Consider the following 15,864-nt stretch of genomic DNA (forward strand, 5'->3'; position numbering starts at 1 on the left):
TGTCTATATTAATCGTTGAAGTGATGGTAAACAAATGACAGATAACAAAACCTTACCAACTGAGGTCCCAACTCTCTATATTGTCCCGACTCCAATTGGCAATTTAGGTGATATCACTCAACGTGCGCTCGACGTTTTAACAAATGTTGATCTGATAGCTGCCGAAGATACGCGTCATACTGGCAAATTGCTGTCTCATTTTGGTATTCCGACCAAAACTTTTGCACTACATGATCATAATGAGCAGCAAAAAGCGCAAGTTTTGGTTGAGAAACTGTTAGCTGGGCACTCAATTGCCCTAGTTTCGGATGCAGGAACGCCATTAATCAGTGACCCAGGGTATCATCTGGTCACAAAATGTCGTCAGGCTGGGGTTAAAGTTGTGCCACTTCCTGGCGCGTGTGCTGTGATTACTGCGTTAAGTGCGTCTGGTTTGCCTTCTGACCGATTCAGCTTTGAAGGGTTTCTGCCAGCGAAAAGTAAGGGTCGAAAAGATAAATTTCTTGAGATTGCAAAAGCAGAACGTACTTGTATCTTTTATGAATCTCCACATCGTATCGTCGACTCTCTCGAGGATATGCTGGATATTCTCGGCCCAGAGCGTGAGGTTGTACTCGCTCGTGAGCTGACGAAAACCTTTGAAACCATTCAGGGCTTACCGCTTGGCGAATTGATAGAGTGGGTAAAAGCAGACGAAAATCAGCAAAGAGGTGAAATGGCATTGCTGATTCATGGTTACCGCGCGGCAGCAATAGACACTCTACCTGAAGAAGCGACTCGCACGCTGGCTATTTTGACGAAAGAGTTACCATTAAAGAAAGCCGCTGCCATGGCTGCTGAAATCTACAACCTCAAAAAAAATGCACTGTATAAATGGGGACTAGATAACCTCGATTAAGTAGGTGAATCTAGATGACAGAGTCGGGAGAAAGTAACCTCGACTCTGTGTTTTGTTGCTCTTCTGTATATTTCTTCACCACTCAGTCTCTCGTTTACAGCAAATCTGTGATCTCGCTAGACACTTTGATTCAATCTCTATACAATCCGCCTCGGAGTTGACTGGGTAGTCGCTGCTTCATTGATGTCCTTTAGCCTTGTGCTGGGGAGACTGATGAAGGGGAGGAAAGTCCGGGCTCCATAGAGCAGGGTGCCAGGTAACGCCTGGGGGGCGCAAGCCTACGACAAGTGCAGCAGAGAGAAGACCGCCGATGGCTCGTAAGAGCACAGGTAAGGGTGAAAGGGTGCGGTAAGAGCGCACCGGACGACTGGCAACAGTTCGTTGCAGGGTAAACTCCACCCGGAGCAAGACCAAATAGGCTTCCACATTGCGTTGCTCGCGTAAGGAAGCGGGTAGGTTGCTCGAGCCAGTGAGCGATTGCTGGCCTAGACGAATGGCTACCACCGCACAAGCGGAACAGAACCCGGCTTACATGTCGGCTCCACCTATTCGAGACCCATCGTAACCTCAGCGTTATGATGGGTTTTTTGCTTTTTATTGACGAAATTAATTCTGCAAGCACTAAACTTAGCGCAATATCACGTGTTCCAGTTCTCTATGGGTGGCGATCACCTTCTAAATCAGTACACTGGAGAGTTTGAGCGCGTCGGTGCGAGAGCGAGATAAAAAATCATGACCGAAGAATTTAAGCACATTTCTGTATTACTGCATGAGTCTATCGATGGCTTAGCGATTAAGCCTGATGGTACCTACATTGACGGAACCTTTGGTCGTGGTGGTCACAGTCGCCAAATTCTTTCCCAGTTAGGTGAGCAGGGTCGTCTTTTTAGTATTGATCGCGACCCGCAAGCCATTGCCGAAGCTCAAACGATCGATGATCCTAGATTTACCATTATTCATGGTCCTTTCTCAGGTATGGCTAAGTATGCAGAAGAAAGAGGTTTAGTCGGCCAAGTAGATGGTGTCTTGCTTGATCTTGGTGTTTCCTCACCTCAGCTTGATGATGCTGAACGCGGCTTCAGTTTTATGAAAGATGGTCCACTGGATATGCGTATGGATCCGACATCGGGTATTCCTGTCTCACAGTGGTTGATGGAAGCCGATCTTGATGACATCACTTGGGTTATTCGTGAGTTCGGTGAAGATAAACATGCTCGTCGCATTGCTAAAGCGATTGTTGCTTACCGTGAGAATGAAGAAAACGAACCGCTGACGCGTACAGGTCAGCTTGCTAAACTTATTTCTGACGCGGCGCCAAAGAGTTTTAAAGAGAAAAAGCACCCAGCCACTCGTTCATTCCAGGCGTTCCGCATTTACATCAACAGTGAGCTGGAAGAAATTGACACCGCGTTAAAAGGCGCAGCCAGTATTTTGGCTCCGGAAGGTCGTTTGTCCGTGATCAGTTTCCACTCCCTTGAAGATCGCATGGTGAAGCGTTTTATTCGCAAAGAGAGCAAAGGCCCTGAAGTGCCTCATGGTATTCCAATGACGGAAGCGCAAATTAAAGCACTGGGCAGCGCCAAATTAAAACCGATCGGTAAAGCGATTAAGCCTTCCAAGCAAGAAGTTGATATCAATACTCGCTCTCGCAGCTCTGTGCTACGTATTGCGGAAAAACTTTAATAGTAATGAGCAAACCCACTCCTAATCTCGCCAAATTGATCGCTCTCGACCTACTTACTGTGGGGCGAGTGCCTTTGCTGGTGCTGATTTTGATCTTTGCATCAGCCATGGGAGTGGTTTTCACCACACACCACACGCGACAGGCCATTACCGAGAAAGATCAAGCCTTGCAGGAGCGAGAAAGGCTGGATAATGAGTGGCGCAATTTGCTGATTGAGGAAACGGCATTAGCTGAGCACAGCCGAGTGCAAGAAATTGCCAAAGACGAGCTGCAAATGAAACGTCCGGACTCAGATAAAGAAGTGGTGATTGATCTCCCATGAGTAAAAATAAAGCCTCCTCTGCGCCTAAGAAAAAAGCGGTTGTTGAGCCGCCGAGTTTGATCCGCTGGCGTTTTTACCTGGTGTTATTTTTTGTCTTTAGTGCCTTCGCTGCGCTGGTCACCCGCATTGCTTACATCCAGATTGTTGAGCCCGATAATCTAATCCAGCAGGGGGATTTGCGCTCAGTTCGTGCCAAAACCATTCACTCTGCACGAGGTATTGTTTCCGATCGCAATGGTGAGCCGTTGGCGGTCAGTGTACCTGTTGAAGCGGTGTGGGCAGACCCTGCGACCATCTTTAAACGCAACGGCTTTGCCAATATGGATCGCTGGTATGCGCTGGCTGATGTGCTTGGCCTCGACCGTAAAGAAATGGTCGACAAAATACGCAGCAATAAATCCCGCCGTTTTGTCTATCTTCAGCGTCAAGTTAGCCCTGCAATGGCCAACTATATCCGTGAGCTTAAGCTCGCAGGTGTGGGGCTGAAAGCGGAATCTCGCCGCTATTACCCGACAGGTGAGGTTAGTGCTCACTTAGTCGGTGTGACAGGGATTGATGGGCATGGATTAGAAGGTGTTGAGCGTAGCTATGATAAATGGCTGACAGGGGAAGCGGGTAAACGCATCATTCGTAAAGACAGATATGGCAGGGTAGTTGAAAACATTTCATTGGAAGAGCGAGAAGAAGGCAAACCACTAGAACTGACAATTGATCAGCGTATTCAGGCCATTGCCTATCGTTCTATCAAGCAAGCCGTGGCGGATTACCGAGCCACCTCGGGCACTGCTGTAATATTGGATGTGAAAACCGGCGCCGTGCTAGCTATGGTTAACGCACCGTCTTACAACCCAAATAACCGTTCTGACCTTCAATCGGCAAAAATGAGAAACCGAGCCATCACCGATGCGTTTGAACCTGGCTCAACGGTGAAACCTTTTGTTGTCTTAGCTGCACTGGATAATGGTGTCGCTGATAAAGACACCGTCATTGATACTGGCAACGGCATTATGCCAATCGGTGGTCAGAGAGTGCGTGATACATCCAAAGTAGGGAAAGCGGATCTGACTACGATTTTGAAGAAATCGAGTAACATCGGTGTCGCTAAGCTGGCGCTCGACATGCCTTTAGAAGCCCTGCTTGGTATGTATAGTTCGGTCGGGTTCGGTGAAATGTCTGGGCTTAACCTAGTGGGTGAAACTCCGGGGATATTTCCCAACCGACGTCGCTGGTCTAAGTTTGAGATTGCGACCTTAGCGTTCGGTTATGGTCTGACAATTACGCCTCTTCAACTGGCACATGCTTATGCGACGCTAGGCAACTACGGTAAATACCAACCGATTCACATTATCGAAAACAATCAGCAAGACTTGTCACGTCAGGTGATTGACGAAAATAATGCCCATATGGTGCTGAACATGTTGGAAACCGTGACCCAACCCGGAGGCACTGCGACCAAGGCCGCCGTTCCCGGTTATCGTGTGGCGGCAAAAACCGGTACATCTCGTAAAGCAATTGCGGGTGGCTATGGCGACGAATACTTCGCCTATACAGCGGGAGTTGCTCCTGTGAGTAATCCGCGAGTTGCTGTCGTGGTGGTAGTCAACGAGCCACAGGGGGATAACTATTACGGTGGTTCGGTTGCTGGCCCTGTGTTTTCCGAGATTTTAAAAGGCACACTACAGATATTGAATGTAGCGCCTGATGAAAACCGATTTAAAGAAGAATAAGTGAGACGTTAAATGTCCAAAGAACTCACACTGACTCATCTGCTTGCACCTTGGGTATCTCTTTCACACCAAGTCGGCAATGATGTTGCTATTCAAAGGCTAGAGCTCGACAGCCGTAAAATAAAGACGGGCTCGACGTTTGTTGCGATTAAAGGCCATACGGTAGATGGTCGACAATTTATTCATGCTGCAATTCAGCAAGGTGCGAACGCAATTATCGCTGAAGCAGATGAACAAAATACTCATGGAAAAGTTGAGCAGTTAGGCGGTGTTCCTGTGGTTTACATTGCCGATCTGAACCGGAACTTGTCTCAACTGGCAAGTCGCTTGCAACCACTCAGCCATAACCAGTTAATCGCAGTGACTGGAACCAATGGCAAAACCACCATCACACAGCTAATTGCTCAGTGGTTGGAGTTATCCGGCCAGCGTGCAGCAGTATTAGGTACAACAGGCAATGGCTTTCTTGAGTCGTTGACGCCTGCATTGAACACCACAGGTAATGCGCTTGAAATTCAGCAAACCTTGTCTGAATTAGAAGACCAAGGCGCACAATACACGGCGATGGAAATTTCCTCTCATGGCCTCGTGCAAAATAGAGTCAAGGCTCTCAGCTTTTCGGTAGGGGTGTTCTCAAACCTGAGTCGTGATCATCTTGATTATCATGGCACGATGGAAGAATACGCCCGAGCTAAACTGTCGCTGTTTACTGCGCATGATTGCGCTAAAGCGGTGATCAATATTGATGATACGGTCGGCGCGTCGTGGGTAGAACTGCTTGATGACTGTATTCCTGTTTCTTTGTCCCCGATTCAAACGGGCAAAGGGGTCTTCGCTACACAAGTTCAATATTCTGAAGCGGGTATTACCCTGAATTTTTCTGGTCAGTATGGTGATGGTCGCTTTACTGTTCCTTTGATCGGAGAGTTCAACGCTAGCAATGTGCTGGTGGCTTTTGCTGCCTTGTTGTCACTGGGTATCGATAAGCAGATATTGATTGAAAGTGCTAACCAACTTAAACCTGTTTTAGGTCGTATGGAATTGTTTCATGCACAAGGTAAAGCCAAGGTCGTGGTGGATTATGCCCATACACCAGATGCATTGGAAAAAGCACTGTTAGCTCTGAAAGTACATTGTAATGGACGACTTTGGGTCATATTTGGTTGCGGTGGGGACAGAGATACAGGCAAGCGCCCTATGATGGCTTCTATCGGCGAAAGGTTAGCTGATGTGGTGATCTTGACCGATGACAACCCACGCAGCGAATCGCCGTCAGCGATAGTAAAGGATATGCTGGTGGGTATGGCTTCACCTGAAAATGCCATTGTTGAACATGACCGCTATAAAGCTTTGGCACATGCACTAAAGCACAGTAGTGGTGACGATATTATTTTGCTCGCTGGTAAAGGCCATGAAGATTACCAAGTACTGGCTAATGAAACAGTCCACTATTCTGATCGAGAGTCCGCTCAACGACTTCTGGAGCTAACATTATGATTACTCTGATGCTGTCTCAGCTTGTTGATGTACTTGATGCCCAACTCATCGGTGATGATACCGCTATTGAATCTGTCTCAACGGATACGAGAACGATTGAGTCGGGGTCTCTGTTTGTTGCATTGGTGGGTGAGCGATTTGATGCCCATGACTTTGCAGGACAGGCTGCCGCGGCTGGAGCGAGCGCTTTGCTGGTCAGCAAAGCAGTTGACGTTCAGGTGCCTCAGCTATTAGTCGAAGACACCAAAGTCGCACTGGGCAAGCTGAGCCAGTTCGTTCATCAAGTGTGTCAAACACCAACTGTTGCGATTACGGGGAGCTGTGGCAAAACCACAGTCAAAGAGATGGTCGCTAGTATTATGACTCAGAAAGGCCAAGTGCTGTATACCGCTGGCAACTTTAACAATGATATCGGTGTTCCACTGACTCTGTTGCGTTCTCAACCGGAAGATGACTTTGCAGTTATTGAGCTCGGCGCCAATCATGTTGGAGAGATCGCTTATACGACGCAACTGGTTAGGCCGGATGTCGCAATGGTTAATAACGTTGCAGCAGCGCACTTGGAAGGCTTCGGCTCAATGGATGGAGTAAAACGTGCTAAAGGTGAAATTTATCAGGGGCTTAAACCTGGTTCTGTCGCGATTGTAAACCTAGATAGCAATGGTGGAGAACACTGGCGAGAAGTTCTGTCTGACAAAACGGTGAAGACATTTTCACTGTCTGATAACAGTGCGGAATATAAAGCGCGTAATGTAACAATGAACGTGAATGGTGAAGCTTCTTTTACCATTCAGACACCAGAGACGTCTTTCGATGTCAAACTTGGCATTATTGGTCAACATAATGTATCGAATGCATTGGCAGCGACGGCGTTGTCACTGGAATTGGGTGCAACAACAGAAATGATCGCCTCTGGCCTTGCCAACTTATCAAAAGTGAAAGGTCGAGTTGAAACTGTCGATCTAACCGATAGCATTAGACTGATTGATGACAGTTATAATGCCAGTGTTCCTGCTATGAAAGCGGCTGCAAATCTGCTGAATAGTTTTGATGGAGTGCGCTGGCTTGTTTTAGGCAATATGGCTGAGTTGGGGGAAGAAAGTCTTGCACTTCATCGCCAAGTCGGTGAACATGCTGCCCCATTTAAATTTGAACATGTGCTTACCTTTGGCGCTGATACCAAAGCGATCAGCGACGTTTGTCAAGGAATGCACTTTGATACTCATGACCATATGATTGAGTTTATTGAGCAGCAGCTCAGCCAGCAAACTGGCCCTCATACATTACTTGTAAAAGGGGCGAACAGTGCAGGAATGAGCAAGATCGCCGCTGCTTTGAAGGAGATGTATACATGATCATTTGGCTTGCAGAGCTTCTACAGCCATACTTTTCATTCTTCCGTTTGTTCGAGTACCTATCGTTTCGTGCCATCGTAAGTGTTTTGACCGCATTAGGCATATCTTTATGGATGGGGCCACGCATGATCCGTCGTTTGCAGATGCTGCAAATCGGTCAGGTCGTACGTAACGAAGGTCCAGAGTCACACTTTAGTAAACGTGGTACCCCGACAATGGGGGGGATCATGATCCTGACTGCAATTGTGACGACCGTTTTACTTTGGACCGATCTTTCCAATCCTTACGTTTGGGCGGTGCTTGCGGTCCTGATCGGCTATGGTGCTGTGGGCTTTGTTGATGATTATCGAAAAGTCGTGCGCAAAAATACCGATGGCCTGATCGCGCGATGGAAGTACTTCTGGCAATCGGCGATCGCTCTGGTTGTGGCCTTTGCTTTGTATGCACATGGTAAAGACACCTCGGCAACTCAGCTGGTTGTGCCTTTCTTTAAAGACATCATGCCTCAGCTTGGTCTGATGTACATCGTATTGACTTACTTTGTTATTGTCGGTACCAGTAATGCGGTTAACTTGACCGATGGTCTTGATGGCTTGGCCATTATGCCAACAGTCTTGGTGGCGGCAGGCTTTGCAGCGATTGCTTGGGCAACAGGTAATGTTAACTTCGCCAACTACCTGCACATTCCTTATGTTCCTCATGCTTCCGAGCTGGTGGTCGTCTGTACGGCAATAGTCGGTGCGGGTTTAGGATTCTTATGGTTTAACACCTATCCAGCCCAAGTCTTTATGGGCGATGTTGGTTCACTTGCACTAGGAGGCGCACTGGGCACAATTGCAGTTCTTGTTCGTCAAGAGTTTGTGTTGGTGATCATGGGCGGTGTATTTGTGATGGAAACCCTGTCGGTGATTCTTCAGGTTGGTTCCTACAAGCTACGTGGTCAACGTATTTTCCGTATGGCGCCTATTCACCACCACTACGAGCTGAAAGGTTGGCCTGAACCTCGTGTGATTGTGCGTTTTTGGATCATTTCTATTGTTCTGGTTTTAGTTGGTTTAGCAACACTGAAAGTACGTTAAGGAAAACGGAATTTGACTATGGATCGTTGGCAGAACATAGAGAGTGTTGTCGTTGTAGGGCTCGGTATTACCGGGCTCTCAGTCGTTAAATACTTAGCAAAATTGCCTTACAACCTCACCATTCGCGTCATCGATACCCGTGAAAATCCACCGGGAAGCGAAGCTCTCCCTCAAAGTGTTGAGTTACATGCTGGTGGCTGGAACAGCGACTGGTTGCTAAATGCGGATTTAGTGGTGGCGAACCCAGGCATCGCGCTTGCTACTACTGAAATTCAACAGGCGCTGAACGCAGGCGTACAAGTGGTTGGAGACATAGAGCTGTTTGCTTGGCAGGTGGATAAGCCAGTTGTGGCCATTACTGGTTCAAATGGGAAAAGCACTGTTACGGACTTGACGGGTGTCGTCGCCAATGCTGCTGGCGTGAAGACAGCGATTGGCGGCAATATCGGAGTGCCTGCGTTGGATCTGCTGGAGCAAGATGCTGACTTATACGTACTTGAACTCTCCAGCTTCCAATTAGAAACCACTTCTAGCCTCTCTCTAAAAGCCGCGGCATTCCTGAATTTATCGGAAGATCATATGGATCGTTATGACGATATGGAAGGATACCGTCAGGCAAAGCTTCGCATTTTAGAGCAAGCACAGACGTGCATTGTCAATGCAGATGATCCTGCGACCTACCCAGATAAGAAAGATGCCCCTCTAGTCGAATTTAGCCTTGAAAAACGTTGCGAGTTCCATGTCAAAGTAGTGGAAGGAAGAGAGTATTTGTGTCACCAAGATGCAAAAATACTGGCGTCTGACGAGCTAAGCCTAGTAGGAAGACATAATGTTGCTAATGCGCTGGTCGTACTTGCCCTACTCGAACAAGCAGGTGTTGATATTTCTCATGGAATAGATGCACTTAAGTCTTACAACGGTCTGACACATCGATGTCAGGTCGTTGCGGATAATAACGGCGTTAAATGGGTCAATGACTCGAAAGCAACCAATGTTGCGAGCACTTTAGCTGCGCTGTCAGGCTTATCACTCTCTGGTAAACTCTACTTGTTGGTTGGCGGAGATGGTAAAGGCGCTGATTTTTCAGAGTTACAGCCCGCTTTGGACCAATTGGATGTCCAGCTATGCTGCTTTGGCGCTGATGGCGACAAGTTTCTTCCTCTGCATCGCGATGCAAAACGTTTTGAGACTATGGAAGACATAGTGAAATGGGCTAGCCCAAGAATGGAAGCCGGTGACATGATTATGTTATCTCCAGCTTGTGCCAGCTTTGACCAATTTAAGAACTTTATGGTGCGCGGCGATGCTTTTACTGCGCTAGCCAAACATTATGCGTAGATAAGCCAACGGGAATGCAGATACGACACTTGCTAGCGAATACTAAACACTGGATGACCACTTCGTCACCAGAGGCTTTATTCGACCGTCAACTGGTGTGGATCTCTTTAGGGTTGATGTTGACGGGCCTAGTTATGGTGACATCGGCTTCGTTCCCAATCAGTTCACGCTTAACCGATCAACCTTTCCACTTTATGTTCCGCCACGCGATATTTTTAGTGTTAGCGTTATCGACGGCAAGTGTGATCCTCCAGGTACCACTGAAGAAATGGTCGCAGTACAGTACTTTATTGCTTGGGCTGTCGTTTTTCCTGCTTGTCGTGGTACTTGTTGCGGGTAAATCGGTGAACGGTGCTTCGCGCTGGATACCTCTAGGGCTATTTAACCTTCAGCCTGCTGAAGTCGCCAAACTGTCACTATTCATTTTCATGTCGGGCTATTTAGTACGTAAGCATGAAGAAGTGCGCTCTAGCTTCTTTGGCGGTTTTATTAAGCCCATTATTGTATTTGGAACCTTAGCAAGTTTGCTACTGCTTCAACCCGATCTAGGTACTGTCATCGTTATGTTGGTGACCTTATTCGGTATGTTGTTTATTGCTGGGGCCAAGCTCACCCAATTCTTGGCATTGATGGTGGTCGGGATTACCTCGGTTGTCGGCCTTATCTTGGTCGAACCTTACCGAATGCGCCGTGTGACGTCATTTCTTGATCCTTGGGAAGACCCGTTTGGTAGTGGTTACCAGTTAACTCAGTCACTGATGGCTTTTGGTCGCGGTGAGTGGTTTGGTCAGGGGCTGGGTAACTCCATTCAAAAACTAGAATACTTGCCGGAAGCGCATACAGACTTCGTTTTTGCCGTATTAGCTGAAGAGCTTGGCTTTGTCGGCGTGATATTGGTGTTAATACTGATATTTAGTCTGGTGGTTAAAGCGATTTTGATTGGGCGAAAAGCGTTTGATCATGATTTGTTGTTCGGTGGGTACCTGGCATTTGGCATTGGTATTTGGTTTGCTTTTCAGACCTTGGTCAACGTAGGCGCGGCGGCCGGTATGGTGCCGACAAAAGGCCTAACGTTACCTTTGATTAGCTACGGTGGTTCGAGTCTGATTATAATGTCGACCGCCGTTGCGATATTGCTCCGGATCGATCATGAATGTCGATTGATCGCATCGCATAGTGAGCTGCAACAGAAAGATGAAGATGAAAAAGAATAAGAGATTAATGGTGATGGCCGGAGGTACCGGTGGTCACGTATTTCCGGGTTTGGCGGTTGCCAAGAAGCTTCAGCAACAAGGATGGGAAATCCGTTGGCTAGGTACTGCTGATCGTATGGAAGCGGAACTGGTACCTAAGCATGGTATCGACATTGACTTTATTAAAGTCAAAGGATTACGTGGTCAAGGGCTAAGTCGCCTTATCAAAGCACCGTTTCAAATTGCGAATGCTATACTGCAAGCAAAGAAACATATGCAGAAATGGCAACCTGATGCCGTACTCGGTATGGGCGGGTACGTTAGTGGCCCTGGTGGTATCGCGGCTAAGGTGCTGGGGATTCCGGTTGTTCTGCATGAGCAGAATGCGGTGGCAGGATTAACCAACCAGTGGCTATCCCGTATCGCATCGAAGGTTTTTCAAGCGTTTCCTGGTGCTTTTCCCAACGCAGAGGTGGTCGGAAATCCTGTTCGTGAAGATGTCGTCGCTTTGCCTGAACCAGAACAAAGAATGGTCGAGCGCAAAGATACAATCCGCATCCTAGTGATGGGGGGGAGTCAAGGCGCGCAAATTCTCAACCGCACTATGCCAGAAGCAGTATCGAAACTTGGTGAAGGTTACGAAGTACGCCATCAGGCAGGTAAAAATAATCAGATTGACGTGTCAGCGGCATATCAAACGGCTGGTGTAGATAAGGCTGACACAACAGAGTTTATCGATAATGTCGCAGAGGCTTACGCTTGGGCAGATCTCATCGTTTGTCGTTCCGGTGCTTTAACCGTCTCTGAAGTGTCTGCGGCAGGTATCGGTGCGGTATTTATTCCCTTTATGCACAAAGACAGGCAGCAAGCGTTGAACGCTGATCATTTAGTGGAGTGCGGAGCAGCGAAAATGATCGAGCAGCCAGACTTGACCGTCGATAAGTTGGTGGATCAGATTCAGCAATTAGATCGAACTAAGCTGCTCGAAATGGCGAACAAAGCAAGAGCAGCAGCAAAATTAGACGCAGATACTAAAGTGGCTGATGCCATCATAGCGCTAACGAATTAACGAGATAGATTCATGACAATTCAACATACTCAAGACTTAGCGCAAATTCGCGCCATGGTGCCAGAAATGCGCCGTGTTAAATGTATCCATTTCATCGGTATCGGTGGCGCAGGAATGAGTGGGATTGCCGAGGTCCTACTTAATGAAGGTTACCAAATTACCGGTTCTGACTTAGCTGAAAACCCTGTCACAGAGCGGTTAGCTAAAAAAGGCGCGACCATCTTTATTGGCCATGCCGAAAGCAATGTGCATCAAGCCAGTGTTGTGGTTGTCTCGACGGCCATCAATGAAGAAAACCCTGAGATTAAAGCGGCAAGAGCGGCGCGAGTTCCTGTTGTCCGCCGAGCAGAAATGTTGGCGGAGCTGATGCGTTTCAGGCATGGGATTGCTGTAGCGGGAACACATGGCAAAACCACTACTACGGCCCTTGTGACACAGATATACTCAGAAGCGGAGCTTGACCCAACGTTTGTCAATGGTGGTCTAGTTAAAAGCGCAGGAACTAATGCTCGCTTAGGCTCTAGCCGTATTCTGATTGCTGAAGCAGATGAAAGTGATGCTTCTTTCCTTCACTTACAGCCGATGGTTAGCATTGTGACCAACATCGAAGCGGATCATATGGATACCTATGGTGGTGACTTTGAAACGCTGAAGCAAACCTTTATCGATTTTCTGCATAACTTGCCGTTCTATGGACAGGCGATTGTATGTATTGACGACCCGGTGGTTCGTGAGCTCATTCCTCGTATCAGCCGCCAAGTGATTACTTATGGCTTTGCTGAAGATGCTGATGTGCGAATTGAAAATTATTGCCAAGAGGGGCAGCAAGGCAAATTTACTGTGGTACGTCAGGGGCGTGCGAATCTCGATATCACCTTGAATATCCCTGGCCGACACAACGCGCTGAATGCAGCTGCAGCCATTGCGGTTGCGACAGAAGACGATATTGACGATGAGTCGATCTTACGTGCGATGGCAGGCACGCAAGGCACAGGACGTCGTTTTGAGCACCTAGGCGAGTTTGATACCGGTAATGGCAGTGCCATGTTGGTCGATGACTACGGTCATCATCCTACCGAAGTGGATGTGACCATTCATGCTGCTCGCAACGGATGGCAAGACAAACGACTCGTTATGATCTTTCAGCCACACCGCTACAGCCGAACTCGTGATTTATACGATGATTTTGCCAATGTACTAGAGCAAGTGGATGTGTTGTTAATGCTCGATGTCTACTCCGCGGGTGAAAAGCCAATAGCTGGTGCTGATGGACGGGCACTATGCCGAACGATTCGTAGTCGAGGCAAAATTGATCCTATTTTTGTTTCAGATAGCACGACCTTACCCTCTGTTTTAGCGAATGTTTTGCAAGATGGTGACTTAGTTCTAACTCAAGGTGCTGGTGATATTGGCAAAGTAGCAAAACAATTGGCGGCTTTTGAGTTAAATGTCGATAAGATGCATAAGGCGTGACTGAAAACGTGAGATTTCGATTATTTGAACGAATTAATGCAATTAAAGTGCGATTTCTCAATTTCAGTGTTTGATACTTTCAATGACGCCAGTATAATCCGAAGGTTAAAGTAATTGCTTTTGCCTTTTTTACGAAAAATGAGATAGGGATTAGAGTTGCGAGCGACTAGCAGGGACAACGGACTTGATTGAAAGCGCATTAAATGAAAGCCGTCGTTTGACTGATTCACCACTAGTTAAAAAGCATACCTTGGGTGGTGCATTTTTGCTGGTGGTTTTGCTGTTAATAGGCTCAATCCTTCACTCTACTTTATCTTGGATGTGGGATGATCAGCGTTTACCGCTTTCTAAAATCGTCCTTGAAGGAGAGTTGAAGTACGTTTCAGCTCTGGATGTGCAACGTGCCTTTGCTAAATTGCAGCATGTTGGGACCTTTATGTCTCAGGATGTAAAGGTACTCCAAGATACAGTCGAAGCGATCCCTTGGGTTTCTCATGCTTCAATTCGCAAGCAATGGCCCGATACTGTGAAAGTATTTCTGACTGAATATAAAGCTGTCGCTATCTGGAATGGAAACGAGCTGCTTAATAGTCAGGGACAAGTGTTTAACGGTGATATTGGCAAGTTGGCAGAAGAGCGTGTAAAGCTCTATGGCCCTGCTGAAACAAGTAAGGAAGTACTGGCGGTTTGGCGAAAAATTAGCCCGGAGTTTGCGGCGCTGAATCTGAAAATTTCCTCGCTGCTGCTGAATGATCGCCGTGCTTGGCAAATCATTCTTGATAACGGTATCCGACTTGAGCTGGGCAAAGAATCTTTAGAAGAGAGGGTGGAAAGATTCCTCTCTTTATACAAAAACTTAGGTAGTGACTCGCAAAGAGTCAGCTATATTGACCTCAGGTATGATACGGGAGCCTCAGTTGGTTGGTTCCCTGAGCAAGAGTTAGAACAAGAGAGTACAGATGACTAAGACCGCTGATGACAACATTATTGTTGGTCTTGATATAGGCACTGCAACCGTATCGGCTCTGGTTGGAGAAGTATTGCCTGATGGTCAGATAAATATTATTGGCGCTGGAAGTAGTCCTTCTCGTGGCATGGACAAAGGCGGTGTTAACGACCTTGAATCGGTAGTGAAATCGGTCCAACGAGCCGTTGACCAAGCCGAACTGATGGCAGAGTGTCAAATCAGTAATGTATTTATTTCTATCTCTGGTAGACATATTGCTAGCCGTATAGAAAAAGGCATGGGAACTATTTCTGACGAAGAAGTTTCTCAAGAAGATATGGACCGTGCGATTCATACTGCTAAATCTATCAAAATAGGTGACGAACAGCGCATTCTGCATGTAATTCCACAAGAATTTACGATTGATTACCAAGAAGGGATTAAAAATCCGCTAGGTTTATCAGGAGTAAGGATGGAAGTTAGCGTGCATTTGATCTCCTGCCACAATGACATGGCAAGAAACATTATCAAAGCTGTTGAACGTTGCGGTTTGAAAGTTGAGCATCTGGTTTATTCTGGTTTAGCAGCGAGTAATGCTGTGATCACTGAAGATGAACGTGAACTGGGTGTTTGCGTTGTCGATATCGGTGCTGGCACTATGGATGTATCGATTTGGACTGGTGGTGCACTGAGGCATACGGAAGTCTTTTCCTATGCAGGCAATGCTGTAACAAGCGATATTGCCTTTGCTTTTGGTACGCCAGTCAGTGATGCTGAAGAAATAAAAGTTAAATACGGCTGTGCTCTCAGTGAGCTAGTCAGCAAGGATGACACGGTTAACGTTCCTAGTGTGGGAGGTCGACCATCGCGCAGTTTACAAAGACAAACTTTGTCTGAGGTGATTGAACCTCGTTATACTGAGTTGATGGGACTAGTTAACCAAACTATCGATACCGTTCAGGGAAAGTTGCGTGAAGAAGGGATTAAACATCACCTTGCAGCTGGTGTGGTACTGACTGGTGGTGCTGCACAGATTGAAGGGTTGGTAGAGTGTGCGGAACGCGTATTCCGCAATCAAGTGCGAGTCGGCAAGCCTCTTGAGGTTAGTGGGCTAACAGATTATGTAAAAGAGCCGTATCACTCGACGGCGGTGGGTTTACTTCATTATGCAAGAGACAGCCAAATCAATGACGATGCAGAATACAATGAGCCGAAACGCCAATCTGTAACGACATTATTTGGACGCTTGCGTAACTGGATACAAAAAGAATTTTAACCTGAGC

Annotated in this window: 13 protein-coding genes and 1 other RNA gene; all 14 read left to right on the forward strand. The window is 47.1% G+C overall.

Translation table 11 applies throughout. The annotated features are described in order from the left end of the window. Positions 1-34 precede the first annotated feature (34 nt). The 14 genes from rsmI to ftsA all read left to right on the forward strand — a co-directional run bounded on the left by rsmI (position 35) and on the right by ftsA (position 15,857). Positions 35-898 (forward strand): 16S rRNA (cytidine(1402)-2'-O)-methyltransferase, encoded by an 864-nt coding sequence (gene rsmI / locus IX95_RS20025; protein ID WP_019274492.1) that lies wholly within the window; start codon positions 35-37, stop codon positions 896-898. A gap of 153 nt (positions 899-1,051) precedes the next feature. Then, positions 1,052-1,445: RNase P RNA component class A (gene rnpB / locus IX95_RS25715), an RNA gene on the forward strand. Positions 1,446-1,630: 185 nt separating this feature from the next. Continuing rightward, entirely contained in the window at positions 1,631-2,581 is a 951-nt protein-coding gene (gene rsmH / locus IX95_RS20030) for a 16S rRNA (cytosine(1402)-N(4))-methyltransferase RsmH (protein ID WP_038163470.1), read from the forward strand. A gap of 5 nt (positions 2,582-2,586) precedes the next feature. Next, on the forward strand, positions 2,587-2,904 hold the full coding sequence (gene ftsL / locus IX95_RS20035; protein ID WP_006958010.1) for a cell division protein FtsL: 318 nt from the start codon (positions 2,587-2,589) through the stop codon (positions 2,902-2,904). Then, positions 2,901-4,631 (forward strand): penicillin-binding transpeptidase domain-containing protein, encoded by a 1,731-nt coding sequence (locus IX95_RS20040; RefSeq protein WP_021457939.1) that lies wholly within the window; start codon positions 2,901-2,903, stop codon positions 4,629-4,631. The genes ftsL and IX95_RS20040 overlap by 4 nt, the downstream gene beginning before the upstream one ends. A gap of 12 nt (positions 4,632-4,643) precedes the next feature. Further along, the gene (gene murE, locus IX95_RS20045; protein WP_038163471.1) at positions 4,644-6,128 is read left to right on the forward strand and encodes a UDP-N-acetylmuramoyl-L-alanyl-D-glutamate--2,6-diaminopimelate ligase; all 1,485 of its coding nucleotides are present in this window, start codon (positions 4,644-4,646) and stop codon (positions 6,126-6,128) included. Beyond that, entirely contained in the window at positions 6,125-7,483 is a 1,359-nt protein-coding gene (locus IX95_RS20050; RefSeq protein WP_038163474.1) for a UDP-N-acetylmuramoyl-tripeptide--D-alanyl-D-alanine ligase, read from the forward strand. Before murE ends, IX95_RS20050 begins: the two co-directional genes overlap by 4 nt. Continuing rightward, a complete protein-coding gene (gene mraY, locus IX95_RS20055; protein ID WP_006958000.1) occupies positions 7,480-8,562 on the forward strand; it encodes a phospho-N-acetylmuramoyl-pentapeptide-transferase in 1,083 nt (360 codons plus the stop codon). Before IX95_RS20050 ends, mraY begins: the two co-directional genes overlap by 4 nt. Positions 8,563-8,580: 18 nt before the next feature. Then, the gene (gene murD / locus IX95_RS20060; protein WP_038163476.1) at positions 8,581-9,900 is read left to right on the forward strand and encodes a UDP-N-acetylmuramoyl-L-alanine--D-glutamate ligase; all 1,320 of its coding nucleotides are present in this window, start codon (positions 8,581-8,583) and stop codon (positions 9,898-9,900) included. A 14-nt stretch (positions 9,901-9,914) separates the two neighbouring features. Continuing rightward, the gene (gene ftsW, locus IX95_RS20065) at positions 9,915-11,114 is read left to right on the forward strand and encodes a cell division protein FtsW (RefSeq protein ID WP_038163479.1); all 1,200 of its coding nucleotides are present in this window, start codon (positions 9,915-9,917) and stop codon (positions 11,112-11,114) included. After that, positions 11,101-12,162 carry an undecaprenyldiphospho-muramoylpentapeptide beta-N-acetylglucosaminyltransferase gene (murG, locus tag IX95_RS20070; protein ID WP_038163481.1) on the forward strand — a complete coding sequence of 354 codons (1,062 nt, stop codon included), beginning with the start codon at positions 11,101-11,103 and terminating at the stop codon, positions 12,160-12,162. Before ftsW ends, murG begins: the two co-directional genes overlap by 14 nt. A gap of 12 nt (positions 12,163-12,174) precedes the next feature. Further along, positions 12,175-13,635: a UDP-N-acetylmuramate--L-alanine ligase gene (murC, locus tag IX95_RS20075; protein ID WP_038163484.1), complete on the forward strand. Its 1,461-nt coding sequence runs from the start codon at positions 12,175-12,177 to the stop codon at positions 13,633-13,635. Between the two features lie 184 nt (positions 13,636-13,819). Continuing rightward, positions 13,820-14,602, forward strand: coding sequence for a cell division protein FtsQ/DivIB (locus IX95_RS20080; RefSeq protein ID WP_038163487.1), 783 nt, complete (start codon positions 13,820-13,822; stop codon positions 14,600-14,602). After that, positions 14,595-15,857, forward strand: a complete 1,263-nt coding sequence (gene ftsA, locus IX95_RS20085) for a cell division protein FtsA (protein ID WP_006957993.1) — start codon at positions 14,595-14,597, stop codon at positions 15,855-15,857. Before IX95_RS20080 ends, ftsA begins: the two co-directional genes overlap by 8 nt. Positions 15,858-15,864: the final 7 nt, after the last annotated feature.

The organism is Vibrio sp. B183, from assembly GCF_000740665.1.
In the GTDB taxonomy this organism is placed as follows: domain Bacteria; phylum Pseudomonadota; class Gammaproteobacteria; order Enterobacterales; family Vibrionaceae; genus Vibrio; species Vibrio coralliilyticus.

Excerpts from the sequence above, each read along its gene's own strand:
- mraY (WP_006958000.1), top strand. The coding sequence starts at position 7,480 with ATGATCATTTGGCTTGCAGAGCTTCTACAGCCATACTTTTCATTCTTC.
- murG (WP_038163481.1), top strand. The coding sequence starts at position 11,101 with ATGAAAAAGAATAAGAGATTAATGGTGATGGCCGGAGGTACCGGTGGT.
- rsmI (WP_019274492.1), top strand. The coding sequence starts at position 35 with ATGACAGATAACAAAACCTTACCAACTGAGGTCCCAACTCTCTATATT.
- murC (WP_038163484.1), top strand. The coding sequence starts at position 12,175 with ATGACAATTCAACATACTCAAGACTTAGCGCAAATTCGCGCCATGGTG.
- rsmH (WP_038163470.1), top strand. The coding sequence starts at position 1,631 with ATGACCGAAGAATTTAAGCACATTTCTGTATTACTGCATGAGTCTATC.
- murD (WP_038163476.1), top strand. The coding sequence starts at position 8,581 with ATGGATCGTTGGCAGAACATAGAGAGTGTTGTCGTTGTAGGGCTCGGT.
- IX95_RS20040 (WP_021457939.1), top strand. The coding sequence starts at position 2,901 with ATGAGTAAAAATAAAGCCTCCTCTGCGCCTAAGAAAAAAGCGGTTGTT.
- ftsW (WP_038163479.1), top strand. The coding sequence starts at position 9,915 with ATGCAGATACGACACTTGCTAGCGAATACTAAACACTGGATGACCACT.
- ftsL (WP_006958010.1), top strand. The coding sequence starts at position 2,587 with ATGAGCAAACCCACTCCTAATCTCGCCAAATTGATCGCTCTCGACCTA.
- ftsA (WP_006957993.1), top strand. The coding sequence starts at position 14,595 with ATGACTAAGACCGCTGATGACAACATTATTGTTGGTCTTGATATAGGC.
- IX95_RS20050 (WP_038163474.1), top strand. The coding sequence starts at position 6,125 with ATGATTACTCTGATGCTGTCTCAGCTTGTTGATGTACTTGATGCCCAA.
- murE (WP_038163471.1), top strand. The coding sequence starts at position 4,644 with ATGTCCAAAGAACTCACACTGACTCATCTGCTTGCACCTTGGGTATCT.